The 19,419-nt window shown below is 35.2% G+C and carries 17 protein-coding genes and 3 other annotated features (1 of these 20 only partly in view); of the genes, 13 read left to right on the top strand and 4 right to left on the bottom strand.

The features are described 5' to 3' along the window. Nucleotides 1-42: a binding site (T-box leader), on the top strand (it extends 199 nt beyond the left edge of the window). 82 nt (nucleotides 43-124) lie between these two features. The 6 genes from thrS to NiCM35_RS08690 all read left to right on the top strand — a co-directional run bounded on the left by thrS (nucleotide 125) and on the right by NiCM35_RS08690 (nucleotide 4,618). Continuing rightward, entirely contained in the window at nucleotides 125-2,062 is a 1,938-nt protein-coding gene (thrS, locus tag NiCM35_RS08715; RefSeq protein WP_123258072.1) for a threonine--tRNA ligase, read from the top strand. A gap of 188 nt (nucleotides 2,063-2,250) precedes the next feature. Beyond that, nucleotides 2,251-2,388 (top strand) — a sequence feature (ribosomal protein L20 leader region). A gap of 150 nt (nucleotides 2,389-2,538) precedes the next feature. After that, the gene (gene infC, locus NiCM35_RS08710; protein ID WP_016201804.1) at nucleotides 2,539-3,042 is read left to right on the top strand and encodes a translation initiation factor IF-3; all 504 of its coding nucleotides are present in this window, start codon (nucleotides 2,539-2,541) and stop codon (nucleotides 3,040-3,042) included. A gap of 15 nt (nucleotides 3,043-3,057) precedes the next feature. After that, nucleotides 3,058-3,258, top strand: coding sequence for a 50S ribosomal protein L35 (rpmI, locus tag NiCM35_RS08705; protein ID WP_016201803.1), 201 nt, complete (start codon nucleotides 3,058-3,060; stop codon nucleotides 3,256-3,258). 26 nt (nucleotides 3,259-3,284) lie between these two features. After that, a complete protein-coding gene (gene rplT, locus NiCM35_RS08700) occupies nucleotides 3,285-3,641 on the top strand; it encodes a 50S ribosomal protein L20 (RefSeq protein ID WP_031534824.1) in 357 nt (118 codons plus the stop codon). A 66-nt stretch (nucleotides 3,642-3,707) separates the two neighbouring features. Continuing rightward, complete coding sequence (locus tag NiCM35_RS08695) at nucleotides 3,708-3,974, top strand: DUF1294 domain-containing protein (RefSeq protein WP_275068779.1); 267 nt, start codon at nucleotides 3,708-3,710, stop codon at nucleotides 3,972-3,974. Between the two features lie 68 nt (nucleotides 3,975-4,042). Then, nucleotides 4,043-4,618 (top strand): TVP38/TMEM64 family protein, encoded by a 576-nt coding sequence (locus NiCM35_RS08690; protein WP_095331456.1) that lies wholly within the window; start codon nucleotides 4,043-4,045, stop codon nucleotides 4,616-4,618. Nucleotides 4,619-4,749: 131 nt separating this feature from the next. On the opposite strand, the gene NiCM35_RS08685 is transcribed toward NiCM35_RS08690, so the two are convergent. Further along, nucleotides 4,750-5,103 (bottom strand): sigma-w pathway protein ysdB, encoded by a 354-nt coding sequence (locus NiCM35_RS08685; protein WP_123258071.1) that lies wholly within the window; start codon nucleotides 5,101-5,103, stop codon nucleotides 4,750-4,752. 277 nt (nucleotides 5,104-5,380) lie between these two features. Between NiCM35_RS08685 and NiCM35_RS08680 the strand changes: the two genes are divergently transcribed. After that, the gene (locus tag NiCM35_RS08680; RefSeq protein ID WP_095331460.1) at nucleotides 5,381-6,466 is read left to right on the top strand and encodes a M42 family metallopeptidase; all 1,086 of its coding nucleotides are present in this window, start codon (nucleotides 5,381-5,383) and stop codon (nucleotides 6,464-6,466) included. 91 nt (nucleotides 6,467-6,557) lie between these two features. On the opposite strand, the gene NiCM35_RS08675 is transcribed toward NiCM35_RS08680, so the two are convergent. Together NiCM35_RS08675 and NiCM35_RS08670 are read right to left on the bottom strand one after the other, a co-directional pair. Next, on the bottom strand, nucleotides 6,558-7,670 hold the full coding sequence (locus tag NiCM35_RS08675) for an AI-2E family transporter (protein WP_095331462.1): 1,113 nt from the start codon (nucleotides 7,668-7,670) through the stop codon (nucleotides 6,558-6,560). A 270-nt stretch (nucleotides 7,671-7,940) separates the two neighbouring features. Then, a complete protein-coding gene (locus tag NiCM35_RS08670) occupies nucleotides 7,941-9,101 on the bottom strand; it encodes an ROK family protein (RefSeq protein ID WP_095331464.1) in 1,161 nt (386 codons plus the stop codon). Nucleotides 9,102-9,374: 273 nt separating this feature from the next. Between NiCM35_RS08670 and xylA the strand changes: the two genes are divergently transcribed. Then, on the top strand, nucleotides 9,375-10,682 hold the full coding sequence (xylA, locus tag NiCM35_RS08665) for a xylose isomerase (protein ID WP_095331466.1): 1,308 nt from the start codon (nucleotides 9,375-9,377) through the stop codon (nucleotides 10,680-10,682). Between the two features lie 180 nt (nucleotides 10,683-10,862). Then, the gene (gene xylB / locus NiCM35_RS08660; RefSeq protein WP_433779229.1) at nucleotides 10,863-12,374 is read left to right on the top strand and encodes a xylulokinase; all 1,512 of its coding nucleotides are present in this window, start codon (nucleotides 10,863-10,865) and stop codon (nucleotides 12,372-12,374) included. A gap of 289 nt (nucleotides 12,375-12,663) precedes the next feature. Here xylB and sspI read toward each other — a convergent pair whose 3' ends face one another. After that, nucleotides 12,664-12,870, bottom strand: a complete 207-nt coding sequence (sspI, locus tag NiCM35_RS08655; protein ID WP_047941909.1) for a small acid-soluble spore protein SspI — start codon at nucleotides 12,868-12,870, stop codon at nucleotides 12,664-12,666. A 183-nt stretch (nucleotides 12,871-13,053) separates the two neighbouring features. Here sspI and NiCM35_RS08650 point away from each other — a divergent pair, with 183 nt between their 5' ends. The 4 genes from NiCM35_RS08650 (at nucleotide 13,054) to NiCM35_RS08635 (ending at nucleotide 19,381) form a co-directional block, all read left to right on the top strand. After that, nucleotides 13,054-13,800: a TrmH family RNA methyltransferase gene (locus NiCM35_RS08650; RefSeq protein ID WP_095331470.1), complete on the top strand. Its 747-nt coding sequence runs from the start codon at nucleotides 13,054-13,056 to the stop codon at nucleotides 13,798-13,800. 81 nt (nucleotides 13,801-13,881) lie between these two features. After that, nucleotides 13,882-14,132 (top strand) — a binding site (T-box leader). Between the two features lie 66 nt (nucleotides 14,133-14,198). Beyond that, a complete protein-coding gene (gene pheS / locus NiCM35_RS08645; protein ID WP_095331472.1) occupies nucleotides 14,199-15,239 on the top strand; it encodes a phenylalanine--tRNA ligase subunit alpha in 1,041 nt (346 codons plus the stop codon). A 16-nt stretch (nucleotides 15,240-15,255) separates the two neighbouring features. Further along, nucleotides 15,256-17,670, top strand: coding sequence for a phenylalanine--tRNA ligase subunit beta (gene pheT, locus NiCM35_RS08640; protein WP_123260689.1), 2,415 nt, complete (start codon nucleotides 15,256-15,258; stop codon nucleotides 17,668-17,670). Nucleotides 17,671-18,091: 421 nt separating this feature from the next. Next, the gene (locus tag NiCM35_RS08635; protein ID WP_433779225.1) at nucleotides 18,092-19,381 is read left to right on the top strand and encodes an ABC transporter substrate-binding protein; all 1,290 of its coding nucleotides are present in this window, start codon (nucleotides 18,092-18,094) and stop codon (nucleotides 19,379-19,381) included. Nucleotides 19,382-19,419 lie beyond the last annotated feature (38 nt).

Here is a 19,419-nt window from a genome sequence, read left to right as displayed (position 1 = left end):
AGGGTGGAACCACGTGTTTTTACTATAAAACTCGTCCCTTCGTATAGGGACGGGTTTTTTTGCGTTTTAATCGGTTCTTATCGTACAAGGAAAGCTTAATGGCAAAAATAAAGGAGGAAGTTTCATGTCAGAATTAATTAAGATTACATTTCCAGACGGAGCGGTAAAGGAGTTTCCAGAAGGGACTACAACAGAAGATATTGCAGGTTCCATTAGCCCAGGCTTAAGAAAAAAAGCACTAGCAGGGAAGATTAATGGCTCTTTATATGATTTGAAAAGACCTATACTAGAGGATGCTTCTTTTGAAATCATTACACCGGATAGCCCAGATGCTTTAGAAATCTTGCGCCATAGCTCAGCACACTTAATGGCACAAGCTATTAAACGAATTTATGGAAAAGTCAAGCTCGGTGTAGGGCCAGTTATCGAAAATGGATTTTACTATGATATTGATTTAGACCAATCGTTAACACCAGAAGACTTACCAGCAATTGAAAAAGAAATGAAAAAAATTATTAACGAAAACCTGGAAATTATCCGTAAAGAAGTAAGTCGCGCAGAAGCGATTGAGCTTTTTAAAGAAATGGATGATGAATATAAACTAGAATTAATTGAAGCAATTCCTGAAGACGAGACAGTAACATTATACCAACAAGGAGAATTTATTGATCTTTGTCGCGGTGTTCACGTACCATCTACTGGAAAACTAAAAGAGTTTAAATTGCTGAACATTGCAGGTGCATACTGGAGAGGGAACAGCGATAATAAAATGCTTCAACGTATTTATGGAACAGCATTTTTTAAGAAGAATGAGTTAGAAGAGCACTTACGCTTTTTAGAAGAGGCAAAAGAAAGAGATCATCGCAAAATCGGAAAAGAATTAGATTTATTTATGACTTCTCAAAAAGTGGGACAAGGCTTGCCGCTATGGCTGCCAAAAGGCGCAACAATCAGACGCATTGTAGAGCGTTATATTGTAGATAAAGAAGAGCGATTGGGCTATAACCATGTATATACACCAATCATGGGAAGTGTCGATTTGTATAAAACATCTGGACACTGGGATCATTATCAAGAAGATATGTTCCCTGTGATGGAAATGGATAATGAGCAGCTAGTTCTTCGTCCGATGAACTGTCCGCACCATATGGTTGTTTACAAAAATGATATTCACAGCTATCGTGAATTACCAATCCGTATCGCAGAACTTGGCACAATGCATCGTTACGAAATGTCTGGTGCTTTATCAGGATTACAGCGTGTTCGCGGGATGACTCTAAATGATGCACATATTTTTGTAAGACCAGACCAAATTAAAGATGAATTCAAGCGTGTTGTAAACTTAGTGTTAGAAGTATATAAAGACTTTAATATTACAGATTACTCGTTCCGTTTATCTTATCGTGATCCTGCAGATACAGAGAAATACTTTGATGATGATGCGATGTGGAATAAAGCACAAAGCATGTTGAAAGAAGCAATGGACGACCTAGGTTTAGATTACTTTGAAGCAGAAGGAGAAGCAGCTTTCTACGGTCCGAAATTAGATGTGCAAGTGAAGACAGCCTTAGGAAAGGATGAAACACTTTCTACTGTCCAATTGGACTTCTTATTACCTGAACGCTTTGACTTAACATATGTTGGAGAAGATGGAAAGCAGCATCGTCCAGTAGTTATCCACAGAGGTGTAGTGTCAACAATGGAGCGTTTTATTGCATTCTTGATTGAAGAATACAAAGGAGCATTCCCTACATGGTTATCACCAGTACAAGTACAAGTTATTCCAGTATCACCTTCTGTTCATTTTGAATATGCAAAAGAAGTACAAGAAAACTTACAAAGACACGGTTTCCGCGTAGAGTTAGATGAGCGCGACGAGAAAATCGGCTATAAAATTCGTGAAGCACAAATGAAAAAAATTCCCTACATGCTAGTAGTAGGAGACAATGAAGTGGAAGACAAAGCCGTAAATGTCCGCAAATACGGAGAACAAAAATCAGAAACAGTTTCTTATGTAGATTTCTTAGAAAAGTTAACACAAGAAGTGAAATTATCAAATTAAAAGAGTTGTAATTCCAAACGGGATTTTCTAATTTTCAACCTATATTCCGAGCTTTTCTGAAATTATGCATAAAAAGTATTGCATTGAATCCATTATTTTGATAAAATTTTTCTCGTTGTGATATTTCTTTCGTTGACTTATAGATATCAATTGTGATATAGTTACTAAGGTAAATTGAATACGAGTTTGAGGAAAAGAAGAAGCACCCGCTTCTCACCTGATTGACACAGATTCCAAGTAGTTAACAGGTATTACGTAAAACATTTTAGGTATTACTTTTGTTTCGTAAGTGTGGGTGAATTCATCATCCACGCTTTTTTATTTGGATGATAAAGATTACAAAGCCTACGATGTCAACTTGGGAGTCAAGTGTCAATTAGTATCTAAACTAGAGAAGGTGACCTAGGATAGAATATTCTTGACCCGAACGTTGTATTCGTCATTAACCTTGGAGGTGTTTAACTATTAGCAAAGATATGATTTTAAATGAAGGCATTCGTGCTAGAGAAGTTCGTCTTATTGACCAAAATGGAGAACAGCTTGGGATTAAAACGAAATTTGAAGCTCTTGAAATTGCAACACGTGTTAATCTTGATGTGGTTCTTGTTGCTCCAAACGCAAAGCCGCCGGTAGCTCGTATCATGGACTACGGTAAATACAAGTTTGAACAGCAAAAGAAAGAAAAAGAAGCACGTAAAAATCAAAAAATCATTAATATTAAAGAGGTTCGCCTTAGTCCAACTATAGATGAGCATGACTTTAATACAAAGCTTCGTAATGCTATTAAGTTCCTAGAAAAAGGCGATAAGGTAAAAGCATCCATCCGTTTTAAGGGACGTGCTATTACACATAAGGAAATCGGTCAACGTGTACTTGTTCGTTTTGCAGAAGCTTGTGCAGAAGTTGCCACTGTGGAATCACATCCAAAAATGGACGGTCGAAGCATGTTCATGACTTTAGCGCCTAAAAACGACAAGTAAGAGGAGGAATACCAAATGCCAAAAATGAAAACTCACCGCGGAGCTGCTAAACGTTTCAAAAAGACAGGCTCTGGTAAATTAAAACGCTCAAAAGCTTATACTAGTCACTTATTTGCTAACAAATCTACTAAGCAAAAACGTAAACTTCGCAAAGCTGGATTAGTATCCAAAGGCGATTTCAAACGCATTCGTCATTTATTAGACAACATTAAGTAATTTTTTCAATATAGGAGGGAAATAATATGCCACGTGTTAAAGGCGGTACAGTTACACGCAAACGTCGTAAAAAAGTTCTTAAATTAGCTAAAGGTTATTATGGTTCAAAACATACATTATATAAAGTTGCAAACCAACAAGTAATGAAATCATTAATGTATGCATACAGAGATCGTCGTCAAAAGAAACGTGATTTCCGTAAATTATGGATTACTCGTATCAACGCAGCTGCTCGTATTAATGGTCTTTCTTATAGCCGTTTAATGCACGGATTAAAATTAGCTGGTATCGAAGTAAACCGCAAAATGCTTGCTGAACTTGCTGTAAGCGATGAAAAAGCATTTGCTGAATTAGCAACAGTTGCAAAACAAAACTTAAAATAAGTTTTTAAAAGAAGGTAGCTTATACCTTCTTTTTTTCTATACTTTTTTGCGAAAGGGGAAGAGCATGTGATTACATATGTATTAATCTATTTGGCAGTAGTGAATATATTCGCATACTTTTTAATGGGAATAGATAAAAAAAGGGCTATTAAGCATCAGTATCGGATAAGTGAAAGGACATTATGGATTACGGCTATTCTATTTGGGGCGTTGGGTTTATTTATTGGAATGCAAAAGTTTCGTCATAAAACAAAGCATGCTTCTTTCAAATATGGTTTACCTCTCTTGACATTACTAGATGCTGGGATTGTACTTTACATACTAAATGTTTAGGCATATTCTCGTCTTTTTTCTTATACACTGTAATAACAACATGATTCTATAGAGCAGAAGGTGATAAGATGGAAGAGCAGTTATCAGTCCTCTTTGTTATGGTAGAAGTTAGTGGCATATTAGCACCGATTATTTTTATTTTATTCCATACACTTCGGCAATTTTTGTTTATTCCTCCTATTCTAGTCTGTATTGCGGGAGGAATTTTATTTGGAGTGACGCTTGGCACCATCTATTCTATTATCGGCTTAACCATTAATTGTCTCTTATTCTATGCAGTCATTCACCGCTTGCCAAAAACACATAACAAACTATCTCATCTTAAAAAAAGATGGTTTGGTGAATATCGTAATTTAACACTCGGACAAATCTCCATTTTAAGATTGATCCCAGTGTTTCATTATCATTTATTAAATTTCTGCTTGTTGGAAAAAAGAAAAAGTTTAAAGGAATATAGTAAAACTTCTTTTATAAGCAATATTCCTTTAGCATTTTTCTATACTATTTTTGGCCAATTCATAAGCCAATTCTCGTTGACGATGGTTGTTATCATTATGTTTGCTTTGGCAATTCTTGTTTATATCTTACGAGAAAAAATTACGATAATAAAATGGAGAGAATTTTTTAAAGAGGCTCATGAATAAAAAGAGAGAATGAAGATCTTCTTTCTTAAAATGAATAAACCCCCAAACAATAATACGAAGCTTTCTTAGTAAGGAAGTATCATTGTTCGAGGGTTTATTTGGTTGATTACGTATGTCTGAGCTTCCGGTATTTACGATTTTTTAAACCGTGTCCATTCGATTCTTGCCTTTGGATAGATAGACAAAAGCGACTGCTCTATATAGGCTTTGTCTTGAGTGGACAACTTTGTATTATAAGGATTTGTAGGAAAGAGTAAAATGTGATCCACTTCTTCAGCAGCAGCGTATTTTTCCCCCTCAAGCAAATGACCTTTATATGTTAGTAAGAGATTCATTCTTATATTGTCTTTATTATCAAACAAATAAAATGTTCCACGCTTTTGCGCGAATGTTAATCTTCGCTGCGGATTCGTTAAGAAAGAAGTGAGTCGAAACAACCCATAAATAAGAAATGCGAGAAGAACGAATAACAAAAGCCATTTCATAAAAGAGCCTCCAGTAACTTAAATTTTCAGGATTAACTAATAGAATACGAAAGAGAACATAAAAGGTTTCATTTTTAGAAAAATATTTTAAAAAAGAAATAAAAATAAATAGAAACAAAGAATTGATACATAATATAAGCAAGGATTCTATTCTGTACCCATATGACGAAGGAGAAATCTCTTTTCAATAAAGCTATAAGTAGTATTTTATATTTTGTACTATAATTATTTTCTAGTATAATAATGAAGAATATATTATATTAAGGGAGTCGAAATAATGGCGAAATTAGATGAAACATTAACAATGCTTAAGGATCTTACTGATGCAAAAGGTATTCCAGGAAATGAAAAAGAACCAAGAGAGATCATGAAAAAGTACATAGCAGAATATGCAGACGAGGTAACAACAGATAATTTAGGAAGCTTAATTGCTAAGAAAGTTGGTCAAGCAAATGGACCGAAAATAATGGTTGCAGGTCATCTTGATGAAGTTGGTTTTATGATAACCCGTATTGATGATAAAGGTTTTCTCTATTTTCAAACAGTAGGCGGTTGGTGGTCACAAGTAATGTTAGCTCAACGAGTAACAATTGTAACAAGCAAAGGAGAGATCACTGGTATTACAGGATCCAAACCACCTCATGTATTAAGTCCAGAAGCAAGAAAGAAACCAATCGACCTAAAAGATATCTTTATTGATATTGGCGCATCTTCTAAAGAGGAAGCGATGGAGTGGGGCGTGAAACCAGGCGATATGGTCGTTCCATATTTCGAGTTTACGGTCATGAATAATGAAAAAATGCTGCTTGCAAAAGCATGGGATAATCGTATTGGCTGTGCTATTGCGATAGATGTATTAAAGAATTTAAAAGACAGCAACCATCCTAATATTGTCTATGGTGTTGGTACTGTTCAAGAAGAGGTCGGTCTTCGTGGAGCAAAAACAGCTGCAAACTTTATTGAGCCGGACATTGGTTTTGGAGTAGATGTTGGTATAGCTGGGGATACACCAGGAGTAACAGAAAAAGAAGCATTAAGTAAAATGGGCAAAGGTCCACAAATTATTTTATATGATGCTTCCATGGTGTCTCATAAAGGTTTACGTGATCTGGTAACAGATACTGCTGATGAGTTGAAGATTCCTTATCAATTTGACAGTGTGCCAGCAGGTGGTACAGACTCAGGCTCCATTCATTTAACACATAATGGAGTGCCGGCTTTATCTATCACGATTGCAACTCGCTATATTCATTCACATGCTGCAATGCTGCATCGTGATGATTATGAAAATGCTGTTAAGTTAATCGTCGAAGTAATAAAAAAATTAGATCGTGAAACAGTAAATTCATTAACATTTGCATAATTAAAAGGGAATTTGATTTTTAATCAAATTCCCTTTTTTAAGAAGCTTTATCGACAAGTCCTATATCTTATCCCTAATAGCTATATGATATTTATTCTAGTGGAGGTATCTTAGTATTCAATATCGCTGCCTTCCTTGCTTTGAGCAGGCGGTTAATATTGATTACAATCGTTTTAACAGCAGCGTAAGTTGGTACTGCAAGAATCATTCCTAAAATACCTGCTAAATTTCCTGCTACTAATAGCAGAATAATAATGGTTGCTGGATGTGTATCCAATCTTTTTCCAAGAATTAAAGGAGATAGAATATTTCCTTCAATTTGTTGAGCAATGGTAATGACGATAATAACTAGTAAGGCTTGTGTTGGTGATGTGAAAATAGCGATAATAACAGCAGGAGCACCACCGATTAATGGTCCAACATATGGGATCATGTTTGTTACAGCCACAAGTAAAGCCATTACAAGCGCATAATCAAGACCAATTATTAAATAACCAATTAAAGCCAAGGTTCCTACAAATAGAGCTACAATAACTTGTCCTTGTATGTAGGCAGCAATTGTTTCGCTTGTATCTTTGATAATATGTAATCCTTCTTTACGATAAGATGCAGGGAAAAATTTAGAGAGAGCCTCTGGAAATTTGCTGCCATCTTTTAAACAATAGAAAAGTAAAAATGGAACAGTGACAATCGTAATGGTTATATTAGTCATAGTGCTGATGATTTTACCGATTCCATTTGTTATATTGCTTGGAATTGTTTGAGCATAAGCCTTTAAGTTTTCTGTTATATCTTCAATTTTTACATATTCTTGATTCATAATCCATTTGTACTGTTTTGTATCATTTAAGTATTGGAAATATTGCACTGCTTCATCAGCATATTTAGGTATATTTTTAAATAACTCACTAAATTCTTTGCTGATCATAGGAACGATACTGCCAATAACCAAAATCAAAATGCCGATAACACCAACATAAAGAATAATAATGGAAAGTGTCTTTGGAATTTTATTTTTTTGCAAAAACTTAACGATTGGATTAAGTAAAAAGTATAAGAAACCAGTAATGATAATGGGAACAAAAAGAGTAGAAAATAACACTGCAACTGGTTTAAATAAAAATGAAATTTTTGTGCATAAATAAACAATCGCAACAATGATAAGAACTTGTAATAACCAATAATGAAACTTCTTTTTTGTCAAAATTTTTCACCTTTTTCATATTTTGTATAGCAAGTATAGCATATTCGCTCTATTTCTTGTAATGATAGCCAAACATTATATAAAACGATTATAGCATCCTTATATCCATCATGATATTAACGAAATAACTGTGAAAAAAGTTTCAAAAAACGATAAAAAAATAATGGTATTTTGGGAAGGTGAGAGGTAGAAATAAAAAGAAATGATACAATCTACTCCACTTGTATGAAAAGATTGTATCACCCTTTAACGTAAGCAAAAAAAGTCGTGTTACTCTACATTGATAATTTTTAAATGGGAAATATTTAAGAAATTACGAATGTTTAGAGCGGTAGCGCCGAATAAAGATGCCTTAGAACCCAGACGTGAATTTTCAATGGCGATATCTTTATTAAAGGAACTTTCTAGGTTATTATGAATGATTGAAAGTATATCAGGGATTCTTCGAATAACAGAACTATTCATATATATAATCTTTGGAGCAAAAAAAGTCATTATATTGTTTAACCCTTTTGAAAGATTATAACAATGTTGCTGAATGAGTTCTTGTATAGCTGAATCATTATCATAATAATGCTCAGCTAATAAATCTGGTGTAACATTGGATAATTGTTTTAACTCTTTAAACTGCTCTAGAAGCACCTTATCGGAACAATATTGCTCTAAGCAGCCTTTATTTCCACATGGGCAAGTTCTGCCATCAGGATAAAGAATTGAATGACCAACTTCACCAGCTCTTCCGTCTAAACCTGTAAACAATTGCCCATCAATAATAATTCCAGCACCAATACCACTATGGATACTTAAACTAATTAAGTTATTAAATTCTGTTGAAAAAGTAGACTCTCCAATGGCAGTTAAATTAGCTTCATTTTCAATATGGATAGGATACTGATACAGTTTCGTTAACTCTTCATAAAGTTCTATTTTGTCTAAATCATAATAGGGAGTAAATAAAATGTTATTTTTATTTACAATACCATGTATAGCAATCCCAATCCCAACAATACCATAGGTTGTCAGATTACTTATTTTCGCATATTTTTCAATAATATCAGAAATATGGGTAAGCACATTTTCTTTCTTAATAAACGTACCCCTTTCTTTATTATAAAAAACCACTTCTCCATCTAAATAAGTAACCATTGTAGAAATAAAGTCATAGCCAAGCTCTATGGCAATCGAAAGACCAGCTTTCTTATTTAGTTGTAAAAGAATTGGCTTTCTTCCCCCAGAATGACTACTTTCGCCAATGCCGATTTCTTCTATTAATTTCTCTTCAAGTAACTTCTTTGTTATATCAGAAACAGTTGCTTTATTTAACCCAATATTAGCCGAAAGGGTTGCCCGCGAGATAGGGGCATGCTGAACAATTTGCTCCATAACAAGAGAAGCATTTTGTTCTCTAATTACATATTTGTCTGTAACCATTATTTTCCTCCAAACAGTTTATCACCTAGTAACGATGTATGTATTGTTAGGTTACCATACTAATTATAATTCTTCTATCAAATTTATTAATAAAATAACAAAAATAATATTGTAAGCGCTTGACAAAAAGCAAAGTTAGATTTATGATAAATTCAGTTAGTATATTGAACTAACAAATAGAAAGTAAATTAATAGATTTGTAGAAAATGGATGAGAAAAGAAAAAGTAAGTTTAAATGATCTTGATTTTTATAACAAATAGGAGGGAATTAGAATGGAATTTTTTCCAATGATTAAAAAAGTAAAATATGAAGGACCAAAGACGGAGAATATTTATGCATATCGTCACTATAATCCAGAAGAAGTTGTATTAGGAAAAACGATGAAAGAACATTTGCGTTTCAGTATGGCATGGTGGCATACATTAACGCAGGATGGTTCTGATCCATTTGGTGCTGCTATAAATAATCGTAACTGGTTTGGTGAAACGCCAATGGAAACAGCAAAAAATCGTGTAGAAGCTGGATTTGAATTAATGGAAAAAATGGGTTTTGAATACTTCTGTTTTCATGATGTGGATATTGCTCCAGAGGGTGATACGCTTCAAGAGTTCTTCGATAATTTAGATGTAATCACAGATTTAATTAAAGAAAAGATGGATCAAACAGGGATTAAATTACTATGGAATACAGCTAATATGTTTACAAACCCTCGCTTTGTACATGGTGCTGCTTCTTCATCCAATGCAGAAGTTTTTGCATATGCTGCTGCACAGGTGAAAAAAGGCTTAGAAATCAGCAAAAAGCTTGGCGGCAAGAACTATGTATTCTGGGGTGGACGTGAAGGTTATGAGTCTTTATTAAACACAGATTTACAATTAGAACAAGATAACATGGCTCGTTTCTTCCATATGGCAGTTGATTATGCCAAAGAATTAAACCATGAAGTTCAATTTTTAATTGAACCAAAACCAATGGAGCCATCCAAACACCAATACGACTTTGACGCTGCTACGGCAATGGCATTCTTACAAAAATACGATCTTGATAAATACTTTAAACTAAATCTAGAAGCAAACCATGCTACATTAGCAGGACATACTTTTGAACATGAAATGGCTGTTGCGAGAAGTTATAATGCACTTGGATCCCTAGATGCGAACCAAGGAGATATAATGCTTGGATGGGATACAGATGAGTTCCCAACTAATATCTATGATACAACTCTAGCAATGTATCAAGTGCTTGAAAATGGAGGAATTGCTCCAGGTGGTATTAACTTTGATGCGAAAGTTCGCCGTTCTTCATTCTCTATGGAAGATTTAGTGCTTGCACATATTGCTGGTATGGATACTTTTGCACGTGGACTTAAATCAGCTGCAAAACTAAAAGAAGATGGTTTCTTCGATAAAGAAATTGAACGTAGATATAAGAGCTATACAACTGGAATTGGTAAATCTATTGTAGAAGGAAAAGAAAATCTGAAAACATTAACTGAATATGCATTACAACATGATCAAATTGAAAATGAGCCAAATCATCTGGAATTCTTAAAATCTCGTTTGAATGATTATTTAGTATAATACAAATAGAAAAATAAGTAATATAACACCAATAAAGGGGTGTCTCAATAGAAGGAGTTGGCATCACAAGTTTATTAGTAGTAGCTAATTGAAAAAATCTACTAGAAATACTTGTGGAGGTCGAAATCTCTCTGAATGAGACATCCCTTTACATTGGTCTTCAGAAGGGAGCGTTTATAAATGTCATATGTAATAGGGATTGATTTAGGAACAAGTTCCTTAAAGGGATTGTTAGTAGATAAAGAAGGCAAGGTTCTTATCACAAAGAGCTCCGAGTACGAGCTTTTAACTCCACAGCCGAAGTACAGTGAACAGAATCCAAATGTGTGGATAGAAGCATTAGATATTGTACTAAAAGAAATTATTGAGGCATTTCCAGAAGCAGCATCCAAAACGGAAGGAATTAGTTTTTCTGGACAGATGCATAGCTTAGTTTTATTAGATGCAAATGGAAGCCCCCTCAGGAATGCTATCTTATGGAATGATGTAAGAACAAGTAAGCAATGTCAGGAAATAATGGATAGGGCAGGACAAGAAGTTATTAGCATCACGAAGAACAAAGCACTAGAAGGGTTTACCTTGCCTAAGCTGCTTTGGGTAAAAGAAAATGAACCGACTATATGGGAACAGGCAAAGCACTTTTTATTGCCTAAAGATTTTTTAGGATTCTATTTAACTGGTAATAAGCAAATGGAGTATTCAGATGCTGCTGGAACATTAATGCTGAATGTGGAAAAGAAGGTTTGGAGTGAATCAATTGCTGAATTATTTGATCTTCCATTAGGTATTTTTCCTAAGCTTGTTGAGTCCTCTGACAAAATAGGCGTAATGAAAGCAGAACTTGCAAAAAAGTATGGTTTTACAAATGATATTGCTGTATTTTCTGGAGGAGCAGATAATGCCTGTGCAGCAGTTGGTGCAGGAATTGTTAAAGAAGGTATGGGATTAGCTAGTATCGGAACATCAGGCGTATTTCTTTCCTATGAACAAGATGGGAAAGAAGATTATGCAGGGAAAGTTCATTATTTCAATCATGCAATAAAGGATAGTTTTTATTCCATGGGGGTAACATTATCTGCAGGATATAGTTTAAATTGGTTTAAAAATACGTTTGCTTCAGAGAAAAGTTATGATGAGCTACTTTCAAATATTGAAAATATTCCAATCGGTTCAGGTGGATTAGTGTTTACTCCTTATATAATGGGAGAAAGAACACCCTATACAGATAGTCAAATAAGAGGCAGTTTTATTGGAATGGACGCTAGACATACAATAGATAACTTTGCACGCGCTGTTGTAGAAGGTATTACTTTTTCATTGAATGATAGTAAGATTTTAATGGAGGAAAATGCGAATAAGCAGTTTACACGCATTGTTTCCGTAGGCGGAGGAGCAAAAAACAGCAAGTGGCTACAAATTCAAGCAGATATTTTTAATACGCCAGTTGTTAATTTAACAGTGGAACAAGGGCCAGGTTTAGGTGCGGCGATGGTTGCTGCAGTTGGGTTAGGGTGGTTTGCAACGATGAATGAGTGTGTGGAAAAGTTTGTTCAATATAAAGAAGAATTTCACCCTATTCCAGAAAATGTGAAAAAATACGAACAAGTATATAATATTTATAAAGAAGTTTATGCGGAGACGAAAGAAACTTCACATAAATTACAAGCGTTAAATGAATTAAAACAAAACTAAATGGTCGGAGTCCAATAGTATATCGAGCTCAGAACAAAGGTTAAAATAATGTGTCTAATTTTTGGGGACACTCCAAAAGCCTGTGGAGTCTTAGGTTTTGCATCCCGCAGGAGTCAGGTGTCCTCCGCTCCATTTTACTCCGTTTTTAAAGATTATTTAGTTTTTAAGCAAACTAAAATTACTAGGAGAAAATGGAGCAGACTGAATAAAAACCCGAATAATTATGAGAAAATCCAATTATATTGGCATTTCCCTCTAATCGTTCGGGTTTATGGTTGGAATAGTTGTTTTACTTTAGTCCATTTTCTAATGTCTGCAGCATTTCTACTTTATCTTCTTCAGAAGAATTTTTCCAAATTACTTCGAATAAAACGCCTAAACCAGGCAGCATTTTTTCTTCTCCGTTTTGGATAGCATCCACGATTGTATCTTTTAATTCATCTTGAGAATTGCCAGAAACATTATGGATTATTGCATTTCGTAAATTTAAATTCATAATAAGCACCTTCTTTCCCATTGTTACCTATCCACATCCAATCACTTATTGAATGATATGGTATAGAGTTTTTGTAAAACATATCTATTTTTATCATTTCACTAATGGCGTTTATTATGTATTTTATTTACGCTATAATAGAGGCAATAGAGATCAATTGGTGATTGTGAAGGAGAATAGCAAGTGAAACACATACTTTCGGTTAAAAATCCACAAATTAAAGAATGGAAAAAACGATTAACAAAAAAGGAAAGAGATAAAACGGGAACGTTTTTGGTGGAAGGCTTTCACCTTGTGGAAGAAGCATTCAAAGCAGATTCTATTATTGATTTAATCGTTTCAGAGGATATCGATGTACCTGCTTGGGATTATGGAGATACTCCGATAACGATCGTTACAAAAGAGATTATTAAGGAGCTTTCAGATACAGAAACACCCCAAGGCATTCTGGCCTTATGTAAGCAGCAAAGCCATCCAGAAATTCTCCCTACAGCGCAAACTTTTATTGCGATTGATCAAGTTCAAGATCCGGGGAATTTGGGAACGATTATCCGAACAGCTGATGCAGCAGGAATCGATGCGGTTATTATCGGAGAAGGAACGGTAGATATATACAATCCAAAGGTAGTTCGATCAGGCCAAGGAAGCCATTTTCACTTGCCAATTATAAAAGCAAATTTAGCATCGTTTATGGATGAATTAAAAGAAAGAAATATTCCCATTTATGGCACTGCCCTTGAAAATGGAAGGGATTATCGGGAGGTAGAAAAAACAGCCACATTTTGTTTAATTGTTGGGAATGAAGGTAATGGTGTAAGGAAAGAAGTATTAAGTAAGACTGATACCAACCTATATATACCAATTTACGGGAAAAGTGAATCTTTAAATGTTGCAGTCGCAGCTGGTATTTTAATGTATTATTTTAAATAATGTGTTGGTAGGCTGGCAAAGGCAAAAAAGGCATTTGAAAACTAATTAGATATATATTATAATTAAAACCAAATTACATGAATAAAGACATTGATGGAGAAAAGTAATTGATGATTTTTAATTAAGGGAGAAAATGCCGCAGACTGTAAGCATTTTTATTAAAAACATGAATGAAGTTCACCTCCTGAGTCGGCATCGGGACCATTTTTCTTGTTTAGAAAGATGTAAAGATGTACCGGTATAGACTACCGTTATCCAAATGAAGTGAACTTGTTTTTTTTATACATACAAGTTAATTAGGGTGGTACCGCGACAATAACCTCGTCCCTTTTTGGGGATGGGGTTTTTTTTATGCCAATTTTCATGCGAGAACAAACCATATATAAGGAGGAAATGTAATGGAAGATAAATTAAAAGAATTGCAAGCTGAAGCACTAACACGCATTGAAAGCAGTATTGATATGAAAGAACTAAATGAAATTCGTATCGCGTACTTAGGGAAAAAAGGCCCAATTACAGAAGTATTAAAAGGAATGGGCAAACTATCTGCTGAAGAAAGACCAAAGATGGGGGCGTTAGTAAACGTTATTCGTGACGAAATTACAAGCCGCATTGAGGCTAAACAAAAGGCGTTAGAAGAAGCGCTCGTCCAAGAAAAAATTGCTTCTGAAACAATTGATATAACTCTACCTGGTCGTCCTGTTTCTACAGGTAATCATCATCCTCTAACAAGAGTCGTAGAAGAAATTGAAGATTTATTTATTGGAATGGGCTATACCGTTGAAGAAGGCCCCGAAGTGGAAAATGATTACTATAATTTCGAAGCATTGAATCTGCCTAAGGATCACCCAGCAAGAGATATGCAAGATTCATTCTATATTACAGAAGAAACATTGCTTCGAACGCAAACATCACCAATGCAAGCAAGAACATTAGAGAAACATAAAGGGAAAGGTCCAGTGAAGATTATTTGTCCGGGTAAAGTATATCGTCGTGATAATGATGACGCGACACACTCCCATCAATTTATGCAGATTGAAGGACTTGTGGTTGATGAAAACATTCGTATGAGTGATTTAATTGGTACGCTTGAGGTTTTTGCGAAGAAAATGTTTGGGGAAGATAGAGAAATCCGTTTACGCCCAAGCTTTTTCCCATTCACAGAGCCTTCTGTTGAAGTGGATATTTCTTGTTTTATTTGTAAAGGTGCAGGCTGCAGTGTCTGTAAAAAAACAGGCTGGATTGAAATTCTAGGAGCTGGAATGGTTCATCCAAATGTATTGGAAATGTCCGGTTTTGACTCTAAGAAATATTCTGGATTTGCCTTTGGAATGGGTCCAGAGCGAATTGCGATGTTGAAATATGGAATTGATGATATTCGTCATTTCTATACAAATGATGTACGTTTCTTAAAACAATTTTCAGTACCGGAATATTAAGGGTGGAGGAGAAAAAATGTTAGTATCCTATAATTGGTTAAATGAATATGTAGATTTAAATGGCATAAGTCCTGATGAACTAGCAGAAAAAATTACAAAGAGTGGTATCGAGGTAGAAGGCGTCGAGGTTCTTGATGAAGGAATTAAAAATGTAGTAATCGGTTATGTTGTCGAGCGTGAACAACATCCGAATGCAGACAAATTAAATAAATGTTTAGTCGATGTTGGCGAGGGAGACCCAATCCAAATTATCTGTGGCGCTCCCAATGTAGATAAAGGCCAAAAAGTAGCTGTAGCAAAGGTTGGTGCAGTTCTTCCAGGTAACTTCAAAATAAAAAAAGCGAAGCTACGGGGGGAAGAATCAAACGGGATGATTTGTTCCCTGCAAGAGCTTGGTATCGAAGGAAAAATTGTCGCAAAAGACTATGCGCAAGGAATTTTTGTTTTTCCAAGTGATGTAGAGGTCGGCAAAAACGCATTAGAATATTTACAACGAAATGATGCTGTACTAGAACTGGGGTTAACTCCAAACCGTGCTGATTGCTTAAGCATGCTTGGTGTAGCGTATGAAGTAGCTGCCATTTTAGAAAAAGAAGTAAAACTACCTAATACAGAATATCCAACTATTAACGAAAAAGCATCTGATTATATTAAAGTTTCAGTAGAAGAGAATGCAGATGTACCATTATATACAGCAAGAGTGATTAAGAATATTAAAATCGCTCCATCTCCATTATGGATGCAAGGAAAATTAATGGCTGCAGGAATTCGCCCACATAACAATGTGGTCGACATTACGAACTTTATTTTACTAGAATATGGTCAACCGCTGCATGCTTTTGATTATGATAAAATTGGCTCAAAAGAAATTCTCGTAAGAAGAGCACAAAGTGGTGAAAAGATTACAACACTTGATGAAACAGACAGAACATTATCAGAAGATAATCTACTTATTACGAATGGAAAAGAAGGAATAGCTGTTGCTGGTGTAATGGGTGGTGCGAATTCTGAAGTTCAAGCTGGCACTACTACTGTTTTATTAGAATCGGCTTATTTTGACAGTAAAGTAATTCGCAGATCCTCTAAAGTAATTGGTTTAAGAAGTGAAGCGAGCGCAAGATATGAAAAAGGAATTGATCCAAATCGAGTACGTGAAGCTGCAGATAGAGCTTGTCAATTATTACAATTATATGCTGGCGGAGAAGTGCTTGAAGGGGAAGTCGCAGTTGATACACTAACTGCCGAGCCAAAAGTAGTTTCGATTACGCTCGAAAAAATCAATCAAACATTAGGAACGACATTAGAGACGAATGCAGTAACGGCTATTTTTAATAGTCTTCAATTTGCGACACAAATGGAAGGTGATACATTCATCGTAACTGTGCCAACAAGAAGAAATGATATTGTTATCGAGGCAGATTTAATCGAAGAAGTTGCTCGTCTTTATGGCTATGATAACTTGCCGAAAACATTGCCGATAGGTGCTGCTACACCAGGTTCTTTAACTGCTTATCAGAAAAAACGTCGTATGGCACGAAGATATTTAGAATCGGCTGGGTTATATCAAGCAATTACCTATTCATTAACAAATGAAGCGAAAGTGCATAGCTTTGCTTTAGAGAAAAGAAACCCAATCAACCTTGCAATGCCAATGAGTGAAGAACGTGCATTATTACGTCAAAGCATCGTGCCACAGCTGCTAGAGGTGCTTAAATATAATGCAGCAAGACAAAATGAAAACATAGCTGTTTATGAAACAGGGGTTGTGTTCTTAGCGAATGGAGAGCAGGAGCTTCCTGAGGAAAAAGAACATCTAGCTGGTGCAGTTACAGGCATTTGGAGTATGCACCCATGGCAAGGAGAAAAGAAAACTGTTGATTTCTTTGTTGTAAAAGGTGTATTGGAAGGATTATTCCAAAAGTTAGGTGTTATGGAGCAAATTACATTTGCTAGAGCGAATTTGGATGGTATGCATCCAGGAAGAACGGCTGAAATCGTTCTTAATGGGGAGATCATTGGATTTGTCGGTCAAGTGCATCCGCAAATGCAAAATGATTTAGATTTAAAAGAAACATATTGTTTCGAACTAGACTTAAGTAAGTTATTTGCTGTAGAAGTAGAAGCATTACATTATACGTCCATCCCTCGTTTCCCGTATGTAACAAGAGATATAGCGCTTGTTGTTGAGAAAGACGTGTTAGCTGGTACGCTTCAAGAAGTTATTATTGAAGCTGGCGGAAAGTTATTGAAAGATGTCCAAGTGTTTGATTTATATGAGGGCGAAAAAATGGAAGCAGGCAAAAAATCGATTGCATTCTCTTTAACATATTTTGATCCAGAACAAACATTAACAGATGAAATGATTAGCAAGACCCATGACAAAGTACTTGCTGCAGTAGAAGAAAAAGCTGGTGCTTCGCTAAGAGGCTGAGTCGGATAAAAAAAATCCCAGAGTTCAATTCTGGGATTTTTTTATTGAAGCTGGTATGTGGTGAACACAACAGCCTGAATTCATTTTTTCTTTCCATGGGGCGAATCGGGAGAGAAGCATATAATTACGAAAACGGTTTCGAATGGCAATTCTTATTTATTCACTATTTATGGCGATAATAGTGAATAAATAAATTAAAATTATATGATTTTTTAAAAAAATTCAATAAATTGGTTATTTTTATATTGATTTTTTGAAGTAATGATATTATTATATGTTTTGTAAGCGATTTCTGTAAGTGCTTTCGAAACCGATTTCGTTAAATTGAAATCTATCATTTTTGGGGGTGTTCATTTCTTTATAGAAATCTCATATTTAAGAAAGACTATTAAAATATTAAATAATTTGGGGGGTTATGATTTTGAAAAGAATGAAAAAGTTTGCTGCCTTAGGTATATCGTCATTGCTTGCACTGTCTTTAGCTGCTTGTAGTGGGAATGATACATCAAGTAAAACAAGTGGTAAAGATGAAAAAATCACGTTGGATTTTTGGACATTTGGTTCGACTGGTTATGAGGATTTAGCAAAAGAATACGAGAAAGAAAACCCAAATATTAAAATTAAAGTAAAGGCATCTGAAACAGCTGATCATCATGATGCGCTTTTTACAGCATTATCTGCGGGGAGCGGTGCACCTGATATTACGATGTTAGAGATTGACCAATTTGACCGTTTTAAAGTAGCTCAAGATCGTTTTGAAAATCTATATGATCTTGGTGCGAAAGATGTGAAAGACCAGTACTTAGAGTGGAAATGGAAGAGTGGAGAAAACCAGGACGGAGATTTCTTATTTGGTCTTCCTACAGATATTGGACCTAAAGGATTGTACTACCGAACTGATGTATTTGAAAAAGCAGGACTTCCAACTGATCCACAGGAAGTAGCCAATTTGATTAATTCACCTGAAGCATTTGAAAAAGCTGGATTACAAGTTAAAGAGAAAACAAAATTGCCATTTGTTGATAGTATTGAAATGGCATATAGAGCTTATCTAGATTCTGCGAAAACAGCTTACTTGACTCCTGATAATAAATTAAATTTAGGAGCAGACAGTGAAGTGAAAAAAGCATATGACTATGCTATTCGCTTAAATGAACTTGGAATTATAGGTAAATATGATATGTGGACTCCAGAGTGGGCAAATGCTGTTAACAAAGGCGAATTTGCGGCAGAGTTAGGAGCAGGATGGTTAAAAGGATGGATGGAAGGAAATGCTCCTGATGCTGTTGGGAAATGGAGAGTTGCTACATTACCAACTGAGTTTGCTGCAAACTGGGGTGGTTCATACATTGCCGTACCATCTGAAACAAAACATTCCCGAGAAGCTTATGATTTTATTGAATGGCTTGTATCACCAGAAAATCAATTGAAATCATTCCAAAGCCATGGATTATTCCCATCTGCTCAATCTGTATATGATATGGAAGAATTTAAAACGAATGCAGATGAATTCTTTGGTGGCCAAGCAACAGCTCCAGTATTTGCAGAAGCTGCAAAGGACATTAGTGGCATAGGATATAAAGGTGAAAAATATGCTTCAATCCATAGCGAAGTATTGAATGCGCTTAAGAATGTCCAAAATAAAGGAGCAGACCCAGAAAAAGAATGGAAAGCTGCCGTGAAGCGCGCAGAAGATTTATTAAGCCGTTAATCTAGCATTTGTTCTATAAAAAACAAAGTTACTAAAAT

It is taken from the genome of Niallia sp. M35 (genome assembly GCF_050971705.1).
GTDB classification, from domain to species: Bacteria; Bacillota; Bacilli; order Bacillales; family Cytobacillaceae; genus Niallia; species Niallia circulans_A.
Note: the sequence above shows the minus strand (reverse complement) of the source record. Positions and strands in the feature narration are given on the sequence as shown.

What these genes read in the sequence shown, in the direction of transcription:
- rpmI (WP_016201803.1), top strand. Translation starts at nt 3,058, where the DNA reads ATGCCAAAAATGAAAACTCACCGCGGAGCTGCTAAACGTTTCAAAAAG.
- infC (WP_016201804.1), top strand. Translation starts at nt 2,539, where the DNA reads ATGATTTTAAATGAAGGCATTCGTGCTAGAGAAGTTCGTCTTATTGAC.
- NiCM35_RS08690 (WP_095331456.1), top strand. Translation starts at nt 4,043, where the DNA reads ATGGAAGAGCAGTTATCAGTCCTCTTTGTTATGGTAGAAGTTAGTGGC.
- pheS (WP_095331472.1), top strand. Translation starts at nt 14,199, where the DNA reads ATGGAAGATAAATTAAAAGAATTGCAAGCTGAAGCACTAACACGCATT.
- rplT (WP_031534824.1), top strand. Translation starts at nt 3,285, where the DNA reads ATGCCACGTGTTAAAGGCGGTACAGTTACACGCAAACGTCGTAAAAAA.
- sspI (WP_047941909.1), bottom strand. Translation starts at nt 12,870, where the DNA reads ATGAATTTAAATTTACGAAATGCAATAATCCATAATGTTTCTGGCAAT.
- thrS (WP_123258072.1), top strand. Translation starts at nt 125, where the DNA reads ATGTCAGAATTAATTAAGATTACATTTCCAGACGGAGCGGTAAAGGAG.
- NiCM35_RS08680 (WP_095331460.1), top strand. Translation starts at nt 5,381, where the DNA reads ATGGCGAAATTAGATGAAACATTAACAATGCTTAAGGATCTTACTGAT.
- pheT (WP_123260689.1), top strand. Translation starts at nt 15,256, where the DNA reads ATGTTAGTATCCTATAATTGGTTAAATGAATATGTAGATTTAAATGGC.
- xylB (WP_433779229.1), top strand. Translation starts at nt 10,863, where the DNA reads ATGTCATATGTAATAGGGATTGATTTAGGAACAAGTTCCTTAAAGGGA.
- NiCM35_RS08670 (WP_095331464.1), bottom strand. Translation starts at nt 9,101, where the DNA reads ATGGTTACAGACAAATATGTAATTAGAGAACAAAATGCTTCTCTTGTT.
- NiCM35_RS08685 (WP_123258071.1), bottom strand. Translation starts at nt 5,103, where the DNA reads ATGAAATGGCTTTTGTTATTCGTTCTTCTCGCATTTCTTATTTATGGG.
- xylA (WP_095331466.1), top strand. Translation starts at nt 9,375, where the DNA reads ATGGAATTTTTTCCAATGATTAAAAAAGTAAAATATGAAGGACCAAAG.